Annotated in this window: 16 protein-coding genes; 10 read left to right on the top strand and 6 right to left on the bottom strand. The window is 48.5% G+C overall.

Going from position 1 to position 19,864, the window contains the following annotated elements:
* Nucleotides 1–9: 9 nt before the first annotated feature.
* Entirely contained in the window at nt 10–1,131 is a 1,122-nt protein-coding gene (locus B156_RS0100190; RefSeq protein ID WP_026260489.1) for a lactonase family protein, read from the bottom strand.
* Between the two features lie 268 nt (nt 1,132–1,399).
* On the opposite strand from B156_RS0100190, the gene B156_RS0100185 reads away from it, so the two are divergent.
* Nucleotides 1,400–2,284, top strand: coding sequence for an OmpA/MotB family protein (locus B156_RS0100185; protein WP_018617575.1), 885 nt, complete (start codon nt 1,400–1,402; stop codon nt 2,282–2,284).
* A 75-nt stretch (nt 2,285–2,359) separates the two neighbouring features.
* Here B156_RS0100185 and B156_RS0100180 read toward each other — a convergent pair whose 3' ends face one another.
* Together B156_RS0100180 and B156_RS0100175 are read right to left on the bottom strand one after the other, a co-directional pair.
* Nucleotides 2,360–3,142, bottom strand: coding sequence for a lipoprotein signal peptidase (locus B156_RS0100180; protein WP_018617574.1), 783 nt, complete (start codon nt 3,140–3,142; stop codon nt 2,360–2,362).
* Nucleotides 3,143–3,278: 136 nt separating this feature from the next.
* Nucleotides 3,279–4,490, bottom strand: coding sequence for a proline dehydrogenase family protein (locus B156_RS0100175; RefSeq protein WP_018617573.1), 1,212 nt, complete (start codon nt 4,488–4,490; stop codon nt 3,279–3,281).
* 276 nt (nt 4,491–4,766) lie between these two features.
* On the opposite strand from B156_RS0100175, the gene B156_RS0100170 reads away from it, so the two are divergent.
* Nucleotides 4,767–5,870, top strand: a complete 1,104-nt coding sequence (locus B156_RS0100170) for a chorismate mutase (protein ID WP_018617572.1) — start codon at nt 4,767–4,769, stop codon at nt 5,868–5,870.
* Between the two features lie 72 nt (nt 5,871–5,942).
* On the opposite strand, the gene B156_RS0100165 is transcribed toward B156_RS0100170, so the two are convergent.
* A complete protein-coding gene (locus B156_RS0100165; RefSeq protein ID WP_018617571.1) occupies nt 5,943–6,890 on the bottom strand; it encodes a DUF4249 domain-containing protein in 948 nt (315 codons plus the stop codon).
* Nucleotides 6,890–9,307 (bottom strand): TonB-dependent receptor, encoded by a 2,418-nt coding sequence (locus B156_RS0100160; protein ID WP_018617570.1) that lies wholly within the window; start codon nt 9,305–9,307, stop codon nt 6,890–6,892. The genes B156_RS0100165 and B156_RS0100160 overlap by 1 nt, the downstream gene beginning before the upstream one ends.
* 187 nt (nt 9,308–9,494) lie before the next feature.
* Between B156_RS0100160 and B156_RS0100155 the strand changes: the two genes are divergently transcribed.
* Nucleotides 9,495–10,835 (top strand): NAD(P)/FAD-dependent oxidoreductase, encoded by a 1,341-nt coding sequence (locus B156_RS0100155; protein WP_018617569.1) that lies wholly within the window; start codon nt 9,495–9,497, stop codon nt 10,833–10,835.
* 31 nt (nt 10,836–10,866) lie between these two features.
* Here the strand turns inward: B156_RS0100155 and B156_RS0100150 are convergent, their stop codons facing one another.
* Nucleotides 10,867–11,592 carry a hypothetical protein gene (locus B156_RS0100150; RefSeq protein WP_018617568.1) on the bottom strand — a complete coding sequence of 242 codons (726 nt, stop codon included), beginning with the start codon at nt 11,590–11,592 and terminating at the stop codon, nt 10,867–10,869.
* A gap of 261 nt (nt 11,593–11,853) precedes the next feature.
* Here B156_RS0100150 and B156_RS0100145 point away from each other — a divergent pair, with 261 nt between their 5' ends.
* The 7 genes from B156_RS0100145 to B156_RS0100115 all read left to right on the top strand — a co-directional run bounded on the left by B156_RS0100145 (nt 11,854) and on the right by B156_RS0100115 (nt 19,831).
* Nucleotides 11,854–13,962 carry a S46 family peptidase gene (locus B156_RS0100145; protein WP_018617567.1) on the top strand — a complete coding sequence of 703 codons (2,109 nt, stop codon included), beginning with the start codon at nt 11,854–11,856 and terminating at the stop codon, nt 13,960–13,962.
* A 93-nt stretch (nt 13,963–14,055) separates the two neighbouring features.
* Complete coding sequence (locus B156_RS0100140; RefSeq protein WP_018617566.1) at nt 14,056–14,577, top strand: DinB family protein; 522 nt, start codon at nt 14,056–14,058, stop codon at nt 14,575–14,577.
* A gap of 42 nt (nt 14,578–14,619) precedes the next feature.
* On the top strand, nt 14,620–16,863 hold the full coding sequence (locus B156_RS0100135) for a S9 family peptidase (RefSeq protein WP_018617565.1): 2,244 nt from the start codon (nt 14,620–14,622) through the stop codon (nt 16,861–16,863).
* Between the two features lie 95 nt (nt 16,864–16,958).
* Entirely contained in the window at nt 16,959–17,621 is a 663-nt protein-coding gene (locus tag B156_RS0100130) for a hypothetical protein (RefSeq protein WP_026260487.1), read from the top strand.
* A 95-nt stretch (nt 17,622–17,716) separates the two neighbouring features.
* A complete protein-coding gene (locus B156_RS0100125; RefSeq protein WP_026260486.1) occupies nt 17,717–18,397 on the top strand; it encodes an NUDIX hydrolase in 681 nt (226 codons plus the stop codon).
* 106 nt (nt 18,398–18,503) lie between these two features.
* Nucleotides 18,504–18,938, top strand: a complete 435-nt coding sequence (locus B156_RS0100120; protein ID WP_018617562.1) for a nucleoside deaminase — start codon at nt 18,504–18,506, stop codon at nt 18,936–18,938.
* Between the two features lie 68 nt (nt 18,939–19,006).
* Nucleotides 19,007–19,831 (top strand): hypothetical protein, encoded by an 825-nt coding sequence (locus B156_RS0100115; RefSeq protein ID WP_018617561.1) that lies wholly within the window; start codon nt 19,007–19,009, stop codon nt 19,829–19,831.
* Nucleotides 19,832–19,864: the final 33 nt, after the last annotated feature.

Genomic DNA, 19,864 nt, shown 5'->3' with positions numbered 1-19,864 from the left:
AGTTGAAATTTACAGATTTGGCATGATGATACAAACGGCAGCAGGTACTTTTACTGATTGGCCATTGAAAGTTAGCTTTCCCGTTTTCTGGTCACGTCTGAAGATAGTGATATTGTCAGATTCCTGGTTGGCTACGAATATAAATTCACCCTTAGGATCAATCAGAAAATTACGGGGTGTTTTCCCTTCTGTCGGCTGGTCACCTACTTTGGTTAGTTTTCCATCATTCCCAATGGCAAAAATAGTCAGCGCATTATATCCCCGATTCGACTGATAAAGAAACTTACCCGCGGGGTCGATATGAATATCGGCACTCGTATTCTGGGCGTTAAAATCGGCGGGTAAGGTTTTCACATTATCCTCTATCAACGTTAGTGCCCCCGTTTTGGCATCACGTGAAAACACGGCCACTGCCGATGTTATTTCCTCAACCAGATAGGCATATTTACCGTTCGGATGAAAGGTAAAATGGCGCGGTCCCGAACCGGGTTTTACCGTAACATAGGGGATAGAAGCCGGTTTTACCGTACTTGCCTTAGGATTAACGGCAAAGATGTTAAGCCGGTCGAGCCCCAGGTCAGCCACGTAGACGAACCGGTTATCGGGTGCCAGGGTAGCCGAGTGAACGTGCGGTTTTTCCTGCCGCTGTGCGTTTGGCCCGCTGCCTGCATCCTGCACTGTATCCGTTGCCACACCTAATGTACCATCGGTTTTTATAGGCAGTACTGTTAGGCTACCACCTCCATAGTTAGAGACGAAGGCTGTCTTGCCGGTATGATCCACACTTATATGACAGGGGCCTGACCCCATTGATGACTGACTGTTCAGGTAGGTTAGCTTTCCTGTCTTCTTATCGACGGTGTAGGAACTCACACCGCCCGCTTTTTCAGCTCCCTCATCAACAGAATACAAGTAGTTACCCGACGGGTGGACCGCCAGGAATGAAGGGCTTTTTGCATTTGAAACGGACTGTATCTGATGCATAGTACCCTCTTTCCGGTCAAACTCAAACACATATACCCCCTCACTTCCCCGGACGGAATAAGTACCAACATACATAATTTCTTTAGCGGGCTGTGCCAGGGCACTTAAGCTCATAGATAACAAAAGCATAGCTATTATCTTATTCATAAAACGCGGATGAGTTAGCTTGGTAAGGTTAAAACAGCTATAAACTAACGCGTGAAGGTCTCATTTTATATCCCTTATATTGGCAAAAACTCGAAGTTTTTTCAGAAAAATAAAGAAATAATACTATTATAGTCGTTATATATGAAAGGCGTTAGCAAAACGGTTTGCCAGAATCTCTTAATTTTGCAGTGCGATTTAATACGTTTTGTAGCCTATATCGTTTGTTAACCTAACTTTTTCAGTACACGTTATTTTTCCCCAAATCAGTATGAAACGATTTTTGATTGTTATTGCCGCTGTTACTATGCTGGCTTCCTGCAATAGTAAAAAGCGCCTGGCCGAAATTAAAACCCTACAGGAAGCCCGTGATAAAGCCGTTGCCTCACTTAATGATTGCGACCAGCGCACGGCTGATCTTCGTACGCAGCTAACGGCAAAAGATACCGACCTGCAAAGCAAGTCTAAGCAGGCTTCTGATTTGCAGGCACAGATTGATTACCTCAAAAAAACCAATACGAATCTCCTCGACAGGATGTCGGATTTGTCGATTGTGAGTAAGTCAGGTGCTGAGAGCATCAAGAAGTCACTGGAAACATTGAACGAGCAGACTAAGTACACGAACAACCTGAATGCTTCTATCCAGCGTAAGGACTCGATTAATCTGGCATTGGTAATGAGCCTGAAACGGTCATTGGATGATATCAATGACCAGGATGTGCAGGTTGAGGTGAAGAAGGGTGTCGTTTACGTTTCTCTGTCAGATAAACTGCTGTTCAGATCGGGAAGCTATGAAGTACTCCCTGCCGCTGAGAACGTGTTGAGTAAAGTGGCTAAGGTAGTAAATGACCATAAAGACCTAGATATTCTAGTGGAAGGGCATACAGATGCCGTTCCCATCTCTACTGCGTCAATCAAAGATAACTGGGACTTGAGTGCACTGCGTGCTACGTCGGTTGTGCGGACAATGCAGAACAAATTTGGCGTTGCTCCTGGTCGCCTAACGGCTGGTGGACGGTCGGAGTTTGCACCGAAAGATGATAATACAACGTCTACTGGTCGTCAACAAAACCGCCGGACCGAGATTATCATTACGCCGAAGATGGATCAGTTTTTCAACTTATTGTCAAGTGGTCAGGCTGGCGGAAGCAAGTAATAGTAACAAAATTGTACAAATGAAGAGGGCCAATCTGATACAGATTGGCCCTCTTCATTTGTAGTTCAACAGCCTTTATTCTGTAGCCTTCTTTTCGTCGGTTAAGCCCGACTCTGATACAATGATTTGTCCCTCATCTGTACGTATCCGGGCTTCTGTTTGATTATCAGACTGATTTGTATCCTGAGATTCTTCCCTAATAAAATCGGCAGCGGGTAATACAGATGCCTCTACCGGGTCTGAGCCAGAAACGGGCAACATGCTGTCTTCAACGGACTGATCACCAAAAAAACGACGCTGAAAAAACAGAATAAGGCAAACGCCAATAAAAATGCAGGAGTCGGCAATGTTGAAAATCGGTGTCGAATAATATTGACCTCCCCAAAGTGGTACCCAGTCTGGAATAAACCCTTCCCAAACGTCCACAAAAACCATATCGATTACCTGCCCATGAAACCAGGGGGTTGGCGACCCATAGGGGGCATTATTCAGAAAAACTCCGTAAAACGTGCTGTCGATTACATTGCCAACAGCACCAGCCAGAATCATCGCCATTGCCCACAACAGCCCATTAGGGGCGCCCCGGTGGGCCAACATTACCAAATAGTAACCGATACCAACCATGGCAAACAGCCGGAACACACTCAGCAGCAACTTCCCATATTCATGACCCAGTTGCATACCAAAAGCCATACCCGGATTTAATACGTAGTGCAGTTTGAGCCAGTCACCAACGATTTTGACCTGACCTGCAAAGCCAGGAGCCATATAAAAATGAACGGCCAGTTTTACACTTTGGTCAAGTGCGATTAAGACCAGGGTTAGCAGGAAAAATTTAAAGGGACTTTTCTGAATCATGGTAAAAAAATCGGCACACTATAGGGTCCGTTCCGGTGTTCCGGTGGTTGTCCGGTCGGCTGTGCCAGTGAAGGGGATTTGCCAGTTATACGTTGAGTTTGTTTACCGACCGCGACCTGATTTTATTTATAAACGCTCATTTTGACCGACAATTCTTCCGGCGCTTCAATTCATCACTAACCAAATTAAACTCACGGCTGCTCTGTCCGGCAATGGACTTATTCTCATCAGCTCGCCGAAATAAGTAAGGCATCACGGTGTCAACCGGCCCATAGGGCACGTATTTGGCTACATTGTAGCCTGCATTAGCCAAATTGTAGGATATATTGTCACTCATACCCAATAGCTGAGCAAAGTAAATATGCGAGTCACCTGGCTCAATACCCAGCTCCTTCATATGTTCCATACAATACTCACAACTTTCTTCATTGTGCGTACCCAGGCAAATGGATATAATGTCCCGATGTTGCAAACAGAACTCAATGGCCATATTGAAGTCGCGGTCAGTATCTTCTTTCGTTGCCTGAATAGGGTCCTGATACTCTTCCTCGTGCGCGCGCAGCCGTTCCTTTTCCAGGTAGGCACCCCGAACAAGTTTTACACCTAAGTAGTAGCCTTTGGCCTGGGCTTCAGCTGTGTCGCGCTGGAGGTGAGCAAAGCTTTCCCAACGGTACATTTGGTAGGTATTATACACAACAGGTCGCTCATGGTTGTAGCGATCCATCATTTCATACGCCAGTGTATCAATAGTATCCTGAATCCAGCTTTCTTCGGCATCAATAAAAATACGAACGTTCCGCTCATAGGCGCGTCGACACAGCGTGTCAACCCGATGCATAACCCGATCAAATTCAGCCTTCTGCTCTTTATTCAATGAATCGCCAATCTGTATGGCTTCCAGCAATTCCGTAGAAGCAATACCCGTCACTTTAAAAACGGAGAACGGAATATCTTTGGATTCACTGGCACGCTCTATTGTGCGGAGAATTTCGAGCGTCGTTTCATCAAAGCTTTTTTCGGTATCTTCTCCTTCTACCGAGTAGTCCAGAATTGTACCGACGTGAACATCGTGCAGGCTCCGAATCGTTTTTTCACAATCACGGATACTTTCGCCCCCGCAGAATTGGTCAAAAATCGTATTCTTAATGAGCAATTTAATGGGAAGATGAAGTCGTAAGGCAATCTTTATGAAAAAAGTACCTAATTTTACAACCCATCCCTTATTCATCAACGCAAATAACCAGTAGGTTTTTCGGAGTTTAAAGTCCGACTGACTTGAAAAAGCAATGGAAGTGTCCTCAAATGAAACGGGTTTTACGTTAGTAAAGCCTTGGACTGCCTCCGGCATTAGATTACTTCGGTTCGACATATCAGTGCTCCGTTTGGGCGGTGCTATGTGCATAGCGTAAATTTGTGTCGGCAAAGACGACCGAAATATATAACGAAAATTCGGTCTGACGATTAATTTACCGCCACAGCTCTTTTTAGTAAACTAAAAACTGTTTTAGATAAAATAGGGAACCGGCTTGAAAAACAGCCAATTCCCTCTGCAAAGATACCATTATTTTAACTTGAAAGTTCCCCATAGAGTAGTAGGATTACTCGTAGAATAAGTATCTAATATATGAAAGTTGAATTAGCTGTAGAGCCGCTTGGGTCGTGGATTGACACCAACGGGAAACCACTGATCATTGCCGGCCCCTGTAGTGCCGAAACGGAAGATCAGTTAGTAGAAACTGCCCGGCAGTTAAAAGACCTGGGAGCCGTGCACGTGATACGGGCGGGTGTGTGGAAACCCCGTACACGGCCCGGTAGCTTTGAGGGTATGGGCGAAGCAGCCTTGCCCTGGATTCAGCGCGCGAAGGCCGAAACCGGTTTGCCTTTTGCGGTTGAAGTAGCGACGCCGGAGCATATCGAACTGGCCTTGAAATATGGTGTGGATATTTTGTGGATAGGTGCCCGCACAACCGTTAATCCCTTTAATGTTCAGGAAATTGCCGATGCCCTGCGTGGTGTAGATGTACCGGTACTGATCAAAAACCCGGTCAACCCCGATCTGGCCCTGTGGGTGGGTGCCTTTGAGCGTATAGCAGGTGCTGGTATTAACAAATTGGGGGCTATTCACCGTGGGTTTGCTACGGGTGAAGCCAGCAAATACCGTAACGTGCCTATGTGGCAGATGGCCATTGAGTTGAAGTCTATCTTCCCTCAATTACCTATCATTGGCGACCCAAGTCACATGGCGGGCAAGCGTGCTTACCTAAACGAGCTGTCGCAGATGGCGATGGATCTAAACTATGACGGGCTGATTGTTGAATCGCACATCGACCCGGATAATGCCTGGAGCGACGCAGCTCAGCAGCTAACACCTACCGCCTTTGGTGAGATGCTCGACCACCTGGAAATTCGTCAGGTTGAATCATCGAACCGGGAGTTTCAGACGTTTATGGAGCAGTCCCGCCGTAACATTGACAATGTTGACCGGCAACTTGTTGAAATGCTGGGCGCACGAATGGCCCTAGTAGAACGTCTGGCCGAATACAAGCGTGATAATAACGTAACGCTGTTTCAACCCGACCGCTGGAAAGAGATTCTGGAAACCCGCACCAAAATGGGTCAGAAACTGGGGCTATATCCTGAGTTAGTAGAAGAAATCTACAAAATCATTCATATGGAGTCGATACGGAAGCAGACTGAAATTATCCATAGCGCGCCACAAAACGTGTAGTTTCGATAGTCGCGGCAGAAGAAATGAAAACGGGTGAATAAGTGGCATTATATGCCACTTATTCACCCGTTTTCATTTCAGGCTTTTCGTCAGAATGGCATTGTTGTAGCCAGCAAAGCACCCGAGCCCACCGGCTATATTACTGGGTATCAGGACTGGTTCGGCGAAGGGATTATTACGAGACCGGCGTTGCCGGATAATGGCTTCCTGGAATCGATAATAAGCCTGGTTAATGCTTATCAGATTAACCGTTACAACAGCGGTTTTATATTGGTTGTAAAAACTTGATTGCTGGCTACTGCTGGATGAGGTTGCCACGAACGCCCGCCCTGAAACAAACGTAGTGCCATCGAGCCCCGCATCCGTAAATAGCCCCCGGTTGTCATCATCGAACGTAAGGCTGTTGTATTTTTCTTCTTTAGTAACCGTAGGGGTAGTGTAACGAAAAATACCGATAACCTGATAGTAGTTGGCCTGATTTGCCGGGTCCTGCCATTGACTCTTCACGAAGTACCGGCGCACTTGCGTGCGGTTTTGGGTATCATCAAGTGAGTCGAATGTGATAGCCGTTGGAGAAACGGCAGCCGGAATTGTACAGGTACTACTGGCGCGCTGGCCGTCGGGCGTTACTACCGTAAGTATATACGTTTGCCCCACAATGATAGGGAACAACCGGGCGCTAATGCTGTAGTAAGCCTGTACGCTGGTACTGTCGACAGGGCGATTATCATACCGCAGCGTAACGGATCGGTCGCCCTGGGCGAGCGTGACGCTTGCATTCCTTACGTTATTACTTGTTTGCAACAGGCTGATACTATCCCCCACTACAGTACTCGAGCGGGTCACTTTCACCGCCAGTGTAGTATCCTGTGGGGAGAGAAAACAGGTAACAACCAGTTTTGGCGGCTCTATTCCCAGCAAGCCGGGAGAAATCTCGTTCCGCAGATTAGTGCAGCCCCAAAAGAAAATGACTCCCAGCAGGGCAAAAAATGTATGGTCAATTCGTACGGGTATACGCATCAGAATTTAAAATTATAGCTGAACGCTGGTACAATCGGAAATACAGAATAGCGAAACAGAGCGGTACGGGTTGGCTCGGTTGCTGTAGCGGCTATGGACTCAAGTCGGTAGAAAAATGGATTTCGACGATTGTACAGGTTATAAAAACTAATCTCCCAAGTTCGTTCGTGGTGCTTTTTCTGCTTATGAAACTGAATGCCAAAATCGAAGCGGTGGTAGGCTTCAGCCCGGAAACTGTTTTTTTGCGTACCATAATCATCCGTCGTGCGGGGATTTTGGAAAAAGGTTTGCGCAATGCCGGGGCTTCCGCCGTACACCAGCGTATTGCTGGCCCGGTATGTATCATAACGCCCGGATGGAATAGTCAGGGCATTCCCCGTGCCATAGACCCAAACAGCCGATAGCGTAATGCGCTTGTTCAGTTCATAAATGCCCACCAATGACATGTCGTGCCGACGGTCGTAGCGGGGGTAGTAGGGTTGGCCACCGTTCAACTCGGCAAACTGCCATTGGGTCCAGGATAACGTATAACCCGCCCAGCCCGAAAAACGCCCTACTTTCTTTTGCAGGAAAAATTCCGCCCCATAGCTCCAGCCCCGGCCCGCCGTTACGTTATCTTCCCAGCGCACGCTATTGGCTGACGTTGGGTCATTAATAAGTAGAAAACTGGCCCCCTCTTTGTAGTTGATGATATTACTCATCGTTTTATAATAGCCCTCTACCGTTAGTGTCAATCCCTTAGCGAGTGCGCCCCCGGTCGTAAAGTCTTTGGCAATACCAATCGCTACCTGTTGGGATTGCTGCGGCTTCACCTGGTCGGTAGTGGGCACCCATAAATCCGTAGGAAGACCAATACCGGTATTCGACAGCAAGTGAACGTATTGATTCATCATGGCGTACGACGCTTTAACGGACAAGTCGGGCTTTAGGGTAAGGGCGGCAGAAATTCGGGGTTCGGGCCGGACATAACTCACCGCTTTATGCTGAAAGTTACTTAGCCTTAACCCCGCATTGACGCGCAGGCGGCTGGATGGTCGCCAGGTATCTTCGGCGTATATACCGGACTCCAGTACATCGATGTTATCGACGTTGTTTATTGACTGATTGATTCCCGCATTTTGCAACACCACCGCACTCGGCGTAAACCGGTGGTAGATGCTCTGAACCCCTGCCCGAACGGAATGCTGGGGCGATGGATAATAATCCACGTCATATTTCAGTGAGAAATCCCGAATGCCGGAGTTGTACTGAAGCGAATAGGTATCAATGCCCTGCGTACTCTTCTCAACGGCTGAAATCTGGAATTTATAGTCGCTGAAAATCAGGGACAGGTTCGCAAATAGTTTCTGATTGAATAGATGATTCCAGCGGAGCGTTCCGGTAGCGTTGCCCCAACTCAAGCCAGTTTCCGTATTCTGACTTTTGTCTGACGCGTAAAACCGGTCCCGGCCAAAATAGCCACTGAGGTATAATTTATCTTTGGGGCTAAAATCATAATTCGCTTTGGCGTTCAGGTCGTAGAAATAATATCCGGCAGTGGTTGTTCCGCCCGACTGTGCCCGTATCAGGGGAGCGGCCAGTACATCCAGATAGGTCCGTCGACCGCTAATCAGGAAAGATGCTTTTTTGTTTTTGGTTAGTGGCCCCTCCAGCATAAGCCGGGAAGCAATCAGACCGATGCCGCCTTCGCCATGGAGTTTTTCCCGGTTTCCGTCTTTCATGTTCAGGTCAATGACGGAGGAAAGCCGACCACCATACCGGGCCGGGAAACCACCCTTAATCAACTCCACACTCTTGATAGCATCACCATTGAAGACCGAGAAAAAACCAAACAGGTGATTGGCATTGTACACAACGGCATCATCCAGAATAATCAGATTCTGGTCGGGTCCACCACCACGTACATAAATTCCCGTTTGCCCTTCAGAGCCTTTCTGCACCCCCGGCATCAGTTGCAGCACTTTCAGTACGTCTTTTTCCCCCAAAAAAGCGGGTATCTTCTTAATCTGAGCAACCGGAATATCAATGGTACTCATCCGGGCACTCTCGCTGACTTTCTCTACAGTGATTCCGGCCTTCACATCAACTTCTGTCAGCAGTCGACCGGGCGTGAGCAGTACATTCCGGGTTTGGTTAGTCCGGAGCGAAACGGATTGGGCTGTCGTTTCGTAACCGACGAATGAATACGCCAGTTTAATACTATCCTGAGCGGGTAACGTTAGGGAATAGAAGCCGTATGTATTGGTCGTTGTGCCGGTTGTTGTACCCGGCAGATAGACGTTTACCCCAATCAACGCTTCCAGACTACCCGCTTCCCGAACGTAGCCACTGAGGGTTACTTTGGCTAGTGCATCCTGCGCCCTGACCAGACTGATTGAACAAAGGAAAGAAAGTACTAACAGTACAAGTTTCTGCATGGGGTAAGCGATAAGTATCCGGGTAAAATGCGAAGAGGACCAAAACAGTTACTAAAAGAGAAAGCCTATAACGAAACGGTGAAATCACGAAACCATTGCCTGTTTCGTACGTTAGAATTTGAACAAAACGACTGACTAGTAGGTACTATACCTGAGAATTAACGGTGCCCGTGAGGCACGTATAACTATGCTTCAATTCGATAAACTTTCACTCAACATACCCGACACTACCAAACCCCGCGTCGTTATCATTGGGGGTGGATTTGGTGGCATGAATCTGGTAAAAGCACTGCGCGGTGTGGATGTGCAGGTAGTGCTTTTCGACAAACAAAACTACAATGGTTTTTGGCCATTACTATATCAGGTTGGCACGGCCGGTCTGGAACCCGATGCCATTGCCGAGCCTTTCCGGAAAATGTTCGATGGGTATAAGGATTTCTTCTACCGCATGGTGCGGGTAAGTAAGATTAACCCTGAGACAAAGATAGTTTCCACCGTTATTGGGGAATTGCATTATGATTATCTAATAATAGCAACGGGTTCAAAAACCAACTTTTTTGGGAACGAGCAGATTCAGAAGTACGCTTTTCCCCTTAAAACGATTCCGGAAGCGCTTAATATACGCAGTCAGTTTTTGCAGTGTTTCGAGCAGGCCAGTATGACTACCGACCCTGAGGAGCAACAGAGTTTACTCAATTTCGTCATTGCCGGTGCTGGCCCAACCGGTGTCGAGATGGCGGGATCACTGGCAGAAATGCGCAAGTATGTGCTGCCGAATGACTATCCCGGTATGGATTTTAGCCGGATGAATATTTATGTTGTGGAAGGATTGGGCAAGGTTTTACCGCCCATGTCGGACGAGTCCGGGAAGCGGGCGCAGCGTTATCTCGAAGACCTGGGTGTTATCATAAAGCTTAACACGATGGTTGAATCGTACGATGGTGAAACCGTGACGTTTAAAGGGGGCGAACAAATAAGGACGCAAACGCTTGTTTGGGGTGCGGGTGTGACTGGGGCAATCATTGATGGTATTCCGGCAGAGGCCGTGGAGAAAGGGCGCATCCTGGTTGATCCTATCAATCAGATTCAGGGCTTAACCAATATTTTTGCCATTGGCGACATTGCTCTTATGAAACTACCGGATTATCCGAGAGGGCATCCTGGCGTAGCGCAACCCGCTATTCAGCAGGGCAAACACCTCGCCAAAAACTTAAGCCGGATGCTGAAAAACGAGCCAACCAAGCCCTTCGACTATTTCGATAAAGGCTCACTGGCCATTGTAGGGCGCAGTAGGGCCGTTGCCGATTTACCCGGCAATTTTCACCTCGGCGGATTTATTGCCTGGATGGCCTGGCTGTTTGTCCATATCTCGTTTTTGGTAGGCTTCCGTAGTAAACTATCGGTATTTACGAACTGGATGTATCGTCTATTCACCTATCAGCGCAGTACGCGACTCATTATACGTCCATTCGTGCGGGTAGATGACAAAGTGGGTAAAGAGATTGCCGCACAAAACGAAATAGCGTGAGGGGGTATTCATGATAAGTTAATCCGGTTGCCTATAGTTTTCCGATAGGATAATTGAATCCAAAGGCCAGGCTGTATTGAAGCGAATAAAAATGATGGGTTGCCAATCCCTGATGGTCGGCACCAAGTTTAGTATTGGTATAATTGACCCAGGCACCCTGTAGGTCCGTTTGCAGGAAAAAATAGGTGAGCAGGTCAAGTTTCAATCCCGCACTTACTCCCGCTACTACGCCGTGGTAGTGAAAATAACCTTCATCACCGTTACCCAGAATACTGGATATAGTGTATGAAATAAGTGGGCCACCCCCTACTTTGCCAATAGCACTCAACCGTAACTTCTTATAATACCATAGCTTCTGACGCTTTATCAGATTCAGCATCAAGTAGTTATTACCGTTGGTATGTTGTAGATGTACGAAAGCGGGCGTTACCAGTGTGTCTTTATCAATTTGGTGCCCTCTCACCTGGCCCTGTACGTGGATGACTTGATTGTCGGTAACAATATATTTAAGGTGATTCCAGGCGACTTCGATACCCAGGTCCCACTTATTATCAAAAAAATAGCCAATATTCAAGTCGTACTGTGGAACTGTCAGGCTGGTAATTTTATAGAAATCCTGGAAATCAGGCCGGTCATGCGCCTTCGCATCGATGAATGTAAAATCATAATTATCCGTCGTTGTATTTTGGAAGTGAATCGTGCTCTTCGTGTACCAATCCCGATTGTAGCCCCAGTTAACATAGAAGACACCGTGCATTTTGCCCAGTTTTATAGTGTTGTTAGGAAGGCTTTGTTGGGCAGATACAGAATGACAAAGGCAATACAATAGCCATGCAACCAGTAGAGGTTTACCGTTCATATTAAGTTACGTAAGTGCTGGTGGTAAAAAAGTAAGTAGGTACTAATTGATGGATAAAGTATATTTCTAGTAGTAGAGTTCCTGGCTATCGGCGCACGGATAAAACGTTTGCCGTATTTTCACGTTTTAGATTCGTTCCATTCTAATCTTGTCTGTTTCATGCGTCCTACGAAAATTCACGCCATCCTGTTGATAGGGGCTTTTCTGGCATCACAAGTTGGGGTCGCTCCCGCTCAATCAATATCCGATACCACCAAAGGAGGACCGCTCGATTTGGGCAAGATGTGGACGTTCGACAATCCACCGAAGGACTATTTTCAGAAAACATACAATTTTAGCGCCGACGAAAAGTGGTTCGACGAGGCCCGGCTGGCTTCTCTGCGTTTTGCCGATTATTGCTCGGCCTCCTTCGTGTCGGCTAATGGCCTTGTGATGACGAACCATCACTGCGCCCGCGAATCGGGTACTGGTGTCACCCGCAAAGGGGAGGACTTAAACGCGACGGGCTTTTTTGCCAAAACGCCCACCGAGGAGCGGAAAGTTGATGGGCTGTTCGTCGACCAGTTGGTAAAGATTGAGGATATTACCAAGCGCGTACAGGATGCCATGAACAGTGGCACCTCCGAACAGGCCCAACTGCAAGCCCGTGAGCAGGCTTTTGCGGCTGTAAAACAGGAATATGGTCAAAAGGAAGGCTGGAAAGGGCTGGAGTTGCAAACTATCGTTTTTTACAATGGTGGCCGATATTCCCTATACGGATTTAAACGCTATACCGACGTACGACTGGTGTTTATGCCTGAACTACAGCTTGGCTTTTTCGGTGGTGATTACGATAACTTTACCTACCCCCGCTATGCCCTCGACTGCTCATTTTTTCGGGTTTATGACAATGGGAAGCCTTTGCAGACAACGCACTTTTTTAAATTCAATCCTGACGGCATTCGCGATGGAGAACCCATTTTTGTTATTGGGAATCCCGGCCATACCGAACGACTAAAGACTGTAGCTGAACTGGAATTTGACCGAGATTTGCAAACTCCCGCTACCATTCAACTCCTGAAAAACCGTTCCGCAGCCTTGCAGGCTTATAATGCTACGGCCAAGAGCGACAGCGTGATGAATGAAATTTTTAGCTACGAGAATAGCCTTAAAGCCTATGGCGGTCAACTGGAGGGTTTGCGCGATGCCAGTCTGATAGCCCGCAAGGCGGTTTTCGAGAATCAGTTCAAGGCAGCCGCCCAGGCCAAAAGCCTCCCTGCCGACCAGCTTAAAGCCTGGGATGAGATTGCCGCCAACACGGCGCAGCTACGAACTATCTTCAAAGATGCCAATTACCTCGCCCCCAGCGAACGAACAATGGGCGAGTTGATGACCTTCGCCAATGTTGCCACGCAGTTCAGCGAGCTGCTGGCTAGCCGCCCTGAAGATGCCGAGCGTGCTAAAGAGCTCATGGTGCCGCCAACGGTAAAGAACAGGGCGCTAGAGGAAGCCTACCTGGCGGCTCATCTAACTGAAGCCCAGGCGGCCCTTGGCAATGATGACCCCTATGTGAAAGCAGCGTTAACAGGTCCGGATGGGAAATCCCGGACACCGAAAGAAGCGGCTGCTTATCTGGTCAAAAATACAAAGCTTACCGACCCTGCTTTCATAGGCGAGCTAACCACTCGTCCTAATGCCGCCAGTGCATCGAACGACCCCATGCTGGCACTGGCCAAAATCGGTTTCCCCCGTTACTTGACCGCTGCCCGTCAGGCCCGGCAACTGAGCCAGAAACAGGAAGTTTTGCGCGGGCAGCTGGGCCGGATGTTATATGATGTATACGGAACAGCCGTCCCCCCGGATGCTACATTCTCGCTTCGAATCAACGATGGTGTGGTGAAATCGTACGCCTACAATGGCACGGTAGCGCCCATCAAGACGACTTTCGCTGGTTTATACGATCGGAATTACTCGTTCAATGATAAATTTCCCTGGAGCCTGCCCGCCCGCTGGAAAAACCCGCCGATGGCTTTGTTGAAAGAGCCGATGTGCTTCATTTCTTCCAACGATATTATTGGTGGCAATTCGGGCAGTCCAATGATCAATAAAAAGCTGGAGGCAGTTGGTTTAGCGTTCGATGGCAACATGGAAAGTTTGCCTGGAGAGTTCATTTTTGTTCCCGATAAGAATCGAACCATCTCCGTTCACGCTGGCGGAATCATTGCTGCCATGCGGTATATTTACAAAGCCGACCGACTGGTCAATGAGTTGGTGGGGGTGAAGAAATAGGTTTGTGGTTTGTCGTTGATGCGGTTTAGGCTAAGTTGAATACCGCTTTGCGCAACGACAAAGCATAAATGTCGAACATCAAACAAAACAAAAATGACCAAATCCGAAATTCCGGTTATGCCGCAATTTTTCGACCGATATATCAATCAGGTCGATAACGTATTCCTCATGGATGCGTTGCGGCAGACGCCCACCTTCGATCAATACATTCCCGCGTCGACCCTCGAAGCCATTGGTGACCTTCGGTACGCGCCCAACAAGTGGATGGTGAAGGATATCCTACAGCACGTGATTGATAACGAGCGCATTATGGGGTATCGGGCATTACGCTTCGCCCGGAATGATAAAACAGAACTGCCCGGTTACGATGAAGAGATGTTTGGCCAAACGGCCCACGCCACCCGCCGGACAATAGCTGACTTATACGCCGAGTTTGCCGCCGTACGGCAGTCAAGTATCCTGCTTTTCAATAGCTTCGATAATGAGATGCTACTGCGAACGGGCGTTTGTTTCCATCAGAACATTTCCGTGCTGGCGCTGGGTTTTGTACTGGTTGGCCATGCCCGCCACCACGCCAAAATCATTCGTGAACGTTACCTGCCGCTGCTTTCGTAGCAGCCTACCCCGGACCATATTACTACATCACCAGACTACTTCATGCTGAAACATACGTTACTCTTCATCGCCCTGACGGCGCAGATTGTTTGCGCCCAGACAAAGTCAAAAGTTACGGTTACCGACCTGACCAAAATCAAACAGGTCGGTGGTATTGAACTGGCTCCCGACGGGCAACGCGCCCTGTACACACTCACAACGATTGAGGCTGCCAACCCCGACAAAAAAAGCGATAGCCAGCCCAATGATTACGAGTACAAAACCCACATTTACCTGACAGGACTAAAACCCGGCGACACCCGGGCATTAACGCACGGCGCAGAATCGGCCCGGCAGCCAACCTGGTCACCCGATGGGAAGCGCATTGCGTTTGTGCGAACGGTAAAAGGAAAAAATCAGGTATTTATCATGCCGCTGGATGGGGGCGAAGCCTGGCAACTGACCAATAGTGAATACGGTGCTTCTGGACCGCTCTGGTCTCCGGATGGGAAGCGGATTGCGTTTTCCAGCCCCGTAACGATGGCGCAGATGATGACGGACTCCCTGCTGAATCCGGGAAAAGGTGGGCCATCCTGGTCGCTGGAGAAGCCAGGCTTTACCGGCAATGATTTTATTAAACCGGACAAAAAAACAAAACCCAATCCAGATGGGTCACTGGCCGAAATTCGGGCGTATCTGGCTAAAGATGTTACGGATAAAAAGGCCAAAGTTATCAATCGGCTTAACCTTCAGGGCGAAGCGACTACCGAACCAGACCCCTCGTTTACACATCTGTACAGTATCGATGTGCCAGAGAGTGCCGCAACGCCCGCAACCCCGAAACCCCTTACCCGTGGGTACGGGTCTTTTGTCGCAGCGACCTGGCTCCCCGATGGTAAGGGCTTGCTGGCCGTAACCGACCGCGATTCGCTTACCCACCCCGACCGGGAACAGGACAATGCCATTCAATTTATTCCATCAGACGGTTCAGGAAAACGAACGATAGTCCTGGGAGAAACGGGTAAAAGTTATGGCTCACCGGAGATATCACCCGATGGCAAACAGCTCATATTTTTCGTTAGTCCCTCCTCTGGCGTCAATTATCCCCAGATTACGGTAGCGACACTAAACGGCTCAACCGTATCGAACATAACCCCCATTACATTTGACCGGGCAGCTGGCAATTTCACCTGGGCAACCGTTCCATCGGCTACGAAAGGGAAAAAAGCGACAACGAATTACGTCGTTTATTTTACAGCCTCATCAAACGGTGGCATTCCGCTGTATCGACTTGACCCGGCTACAAAACAAGTTACGCAGTTAACCGACATAGAGAGCGGCATCACCAATTTCGATGTGCAGGGCAATCAGCTTATTTTTGCCAAAACGGAAGTAGCTAACCCGTCGGAGCTATATCGGGCCGATGGTGTCGCTAAAACACAGGTTAAACTGAGTAATCATAATGACTGGGTAGCGCAACGTCAGTTAAGTTTTCCAACAAAGCGAACCTACAAAAACTCCATCGGACAGACGATTGACTACTGGATTATGAAACCTGCCTTTTTCGACGCGTCGAAAAAATACCCGCTGCTTCTTAATATGCACGGTGGCCCAACGGCCATGTGGGGCCCGGGCGAACCATCCATGTGGCATGAATTTCAGTATATGTGCAGCCAGGGCTATGGCATCGTTTATACCAATCCGCGTGGGTCTGGTGGGTACGGCATCAATTTCCAGCGGGCAAACATGAAGGATTGGGGTACCGGTCCAACGGAAGATGTGCTGGCCGCAACAACCGATGCCGCTAGGGAAGCCTGGGTCGATACCAGCCGACAGGTGATTACGGGCGGTTCGTATGCGGGGTATCTTACGGCCTGGATTGTTGGGCACGATAACCGCTTCAAAGCCGCTTTTGCCCAACGGGGCGTTTATGACCTGACTACGTTTATGGGTGAAGCCAACGCCTGGCGGTTAGTACCAAATTATTTTGGGGGTTATCCCTGGCAGCCCGAAGCCAAAAAGGTGCTGGACAGTAACTCCCCCTATACGTTCGTCGAAAATATTCATACACCCCTGCTCATCAAGCACGGCGAAAATGACCTCCGAACGGGTGTGTCGCAGAGCGAAATGCTGTACAAAAGCCTGAAGATTCTGGGCCGCCCGGTTGAGTACGTCCGTATGCCCGGCGCCACGCACGAACTGAGCCGGTCTGGTGATGTTCGGCAGCGAATAGACCGGCTACTGCGTATTTATGAATTCTTTGAACGCTACATTGGCCCCGATGCCCAGGGCTTGACGCAGAAATAATGGATGCAGTGGCTTTGTTACCGCATACTCAATTTAGCGGTGTATCACAGGGCAAATTTGGTTTCTTTGCTCAGAAACAAACCCACTTTATCCTCATGAACAAAAGCCATCTACTAGTCACGCTGTTCCTAACGGCTTCCAGTGCCTTCGGGCAGATTGCGAACGATAACACATTAAAAGCACAGATTGACGGGAAAGAATTTACAACCCAACCCCGCCGGGTACGTATTGGCCAGTTCTGGTGGATAACGGCCAATACCATCAAGCCCGACAAATCGCTCCGTATATGGCTGGGCAACTATACCAATCAGGACATCGTTGAGCCCGGCACATACCTGGTTGTGGATGCCGACAAGCCTGATACGAAAGAAAACCGAAAGCGGTACACGGATATGGCAGGCCAATACAAAGGGGTTGCCACGATTAAGTACGTTGAAGAAACCCGCGAGCCCCGGATGGAATATCACGTTGGGAAGTCAACGAATGCGAGCGAAACGGTGGAGGTTCAACTGGGAGCTGACGGATTCCTGGAAGCAACCTTCAATACAAAATTGGCAGGTAGTTACTGGAAAGAGAAAGCTGCGGCAACGGTTTTTGGCGGCATGGGGCGACTGATGAATAAAATGGAAGATAAAGTCATCACTAAAGCCTCGGGCTACGATTCCGACATTCACCCCGAAGGGAACGGCTATAAAAAGCAGGCGAAAGAAGATACGATTGTTATTACTGACGGCCTAGTGAGACTGAAAATGAAGTAAGCAGGCCCTTACAATCGTTCTGCAAAGTACCTTTACGTCATCAGATGGTCAACTGCCATCTGATGACGTTTTTCTATTTCTACGACATTGACCGTATGAGTAAGCAACAGGAAGCGCTTGAGGACGCTCACAAATTTCGTTATTGGAAAAGTCAGGCCGAAGCCAATGGGTTGAAAATTAACGATATTAAAGATTTTTACATTCGGCGCAGGCATAATGGCGAAGTGCTGTTTGCCATGTTGGAAGTCGATGCCGACACGCCCGAAGGTGACAAAATACCTCCTGCGCTGTTTTTAAAAGGCCACGCAGCGAGTATGCTGGTTTGCCTGATTGATAAAGACACCCGTGAGAAATTTGTAGTCTTGGTAAAGCAACGTCGTATTGCCGATGGCTCTCAAACCTACGAACACCCAGCCGGGATGGTGGATGCCAGTGATGCACCTATTGATGTAGCCGCCCGTGAAATCGGGGAGGAAATTGGGCTGGTAGTCACCGCAGATGAATTAACGAAGTTAAACCCGCACGTCTGGTTTCCAAGTACCGGCACCAGCGATGAGGGCATGCATTTTTTCTTCATCGAGCGCGAAATGACCCGCGATGAGATTATGGCCTTTCATCTCAAAAACATGGGCAATCAATCCGAATATGAGCGCATCACCAGTGTGGTGGCCACGCTGCCGGAAGCCCATAAACTCGTTACGAACGTGAATGGATTACTAATCCATTTCCTGTACCTGAAACACATTGGCGATTACGAGACGATGAAATTGTTGTGAAGCAGGCTTACGGTGATTGGCTTCGGCTTTCGGTGAGTTGTAATGATGATTTTGCCTGCATCAACCACCATGAACCAGATATTGCAAACCAAAAACTATACTAACTATGGATGAATTTATGCAGGAGGCCATTGACCAGGCCCGAAAAAGTTTGAGTGAAGGGGGTATTCCCATTGGTTCTGCCCTGATTAAGCATGGCAAATTAGTAGCATCTGGCCACAATAAGCGGGTGCAGGAAGACAACCCAATTTTACACGGCGAGATGGACTGCCTGAACAATGCAGGGCGCGTTGGTTCATTTCGGGATACCGTTATTTATTCAACGCTGATGCCCTGCTACATGTGCGCCGGAACCATTGTGCAGTTCAAAATCCCCAAAGTCATTGTCGGCGAATCCCGTACATTCCCCGGAGCACGGGCATTTATGGAAGAACACGGTGTTGAAGTAATTGATCTTGATTTACCGGAGTGTGTTGAGATGATGAATCAGTTTATCACCGAAAAACCAGCAATCTGGAATGAAGATATTGGCGAGTTGTAATTGAGGGACTTACGTTACTATTATGATATGGTACCGTCACATGAGCTGCACCATATCAAATAGCCCCTTTGTATTTTTCTCGCGTCCTCCTTCTCATCCTGGTTGGTGTTGTTATTCCATTTCCAGGAGCAGGGCAACGATCTGAAATCTGGCGTGAAAAACCGGGAACCTGGCTGCTTAATGGCGGAGTTGGGCTAACCCATTACACAGGTGACCTGAGCGAGTTGGGTAATCTTGGGCATCTGCAGTTGGGAGCATCCGTTAATCTGGCCGCAGCCTATCGGGTTTCCTATCAACTGTCGTATCGGGTGGAAGCCCAGCTTTATTACCTATACGCGCACCAAAAATATACCCGGAATTACTACAACAATCTGTCGTTCAGGAGTCTGAATCCTGATGTGTGGGCAGGTGTACAGGTTGATTTCTGGCGGGTTGATGACCGCTACCGGGCCGTTATACCCTATGCACTGGCGGGTGCTGGCATTACGTACATAATACCCAAAGCATTGTATGAGGGCCAGACGTACAGCCTGGCCCCGCTCCAGACCGAAGGCATCCATTATAATCGTTTGGCTGGTATTATCCGCTACGGTCTGGGATTACCGCTACTCACTTCCGAACGGCTTCAGTTTCATCTGGAAGGAACCTATACGCACGTATTGAGCGATTATCTGGACGATGTTAGTTCGGTATACCCAGACCGCAGCAACTTTAATTCGCTGGCTACGTCTTTGTCTGACCGGCGGGCCGAACTCGGTACTGTTGCCAATCAACCGGGGGAGCAGCGCGGCAATACGGGTAAAAATGATGGGTACTTTATCCTGGCCGGTCGGCTGGTTTTTATCCTGATTACCCCCGGTCAACGCAGTTATCGCCGTCAGATTGGCCGTTAGGCTTTTGGGGGCTTTTCCCGTATTTTTGGTCCA

Source organism: Spirosoma luteum DSM 19990 (genome assembly GCF_000374065.1).
In the GTDB taxonomy this organism is placed as follows: domain Bacteria; phylum Bacteroidota; class Bacteroidia; order Cytophagales; family Spirosomataceae; genus Spirosoma; species Spirosoma luteum.
This window is presented reverse-complemented; position numbering and strand designations above follow the sequence as displayed.

What these genes read in the sequence shown, in the direction of transcription:
- B156_RS0100190 (WP_026260489.1), bottom strand. Translation starts at nt 1,131, where the DNA reads ATGAATAAGATAATAGCTATGCTTTTGTTATCTATGAGCTTAAGTGCC.
- B156_RS0100185 (WP_018617575.1), top strand. Translation starts at nt 1,400, where the DNA reads ATGAAACGATTTTTGATTGTTATTGCCGCTGTTACTATGCTGGCTTCC.
- B156_RS0100180 (WP_018617574.1), bottom strand. Translation starts at nt 3,142, where the DNA reads ATGATTCAGAAAAGTCCCTTTAAATTTTTCCTGCTAACCCTGGTCTTA.
- B156_RS0100175 (WP_018617573.1), bottom strand. Translation starts at nt 4,490, where the DNA reads ATGCCGGAGGCAGTCCAAGGCTTTACTAACGTAAAACCCGTTTCATTT.
- B156_RS0100170 (WP_018617572.1), top strand. Translation starts at nt 4,767, where the DNA reads ATGAAAGTTGAATTAGCTGTAGAGCCGCTTGGGTCGTGGATTGACACC.
- B156_RS0100165 (WP_018617571.1), bottom strand. Translation starts at nt 6,890, where the DNA reads ATGCGTATACCCGTACGAATTGACCATACATTTTTTGCCCTGCTGGGA.
- B156_RS0100160 (WP_018617570.1), bottom strand. Translation starts at nt 9,307, where the DNA reads ATGCAGAAACTTGTACTGTTAGTACTTTCTTTCCTTTGTTCAATCAGT.
- B156_RS0100155 (WP_018617569.1), top strand. Translation starts at nt 9,495, where the DNA reads ATGCTTCAATTCGATAAACTTTCACTCAACATACCCGACACTACCAAA.
- B156_RS0100150 (WP_018617568.1), bottom strand. Translation starts at nt 11,592, where the DNA reads ATGCACGGTGTCTTCTATGTTAACTGGGGCTACAATCGGGATTGGTAC.
- B156_RS0100145 (WP_018617567.1), top strand. Translation starts at nt 11,854, where the DNA reads ATGCGTCCTACGAAAATTCACGCCATCCTGTTGATAGGGGCTTTTCTG.
- B156_RS0100140 (WP_018617566.1), top strand. Translation starts at nt 14,056, where the DNA reads ATGACCAAATCCGAAATTCCGGTTATGCCGCAATTTTTCGACCGATAT.
- B156_RS0100135 (WP_018617565.1), top strand. Translation starts at nt 14,620, where the DNA reads ATGCTGAAACATACGTTACTCTTCATCGCCCTGACGGCGCAGATTGTT.
- B156_RS0100130 (WP_026260487.1), top strand. Translation starts at nt 16,959, where the DNA reads ATGAACAAAAGCCATCTACTAGTCACGCTGTTCCTAACGGCTTCCAGT.
- B156_RS0100125 (WP_026260486.1), top strand. Translation starts at nt 17,717, where the DNA reads ATGAGTAAGCAACAGGAAGCGCTTGAGGACGCTCACAAATTTCGTTAT.
- B156_RS0100120 (WP_018617562.1), top strand. Translation starts at nt 18,504, where the DNA reads ATGGATGAATTTATGCAGGAGGCCATTGACCAGGCCCGAAAAAGTTTG.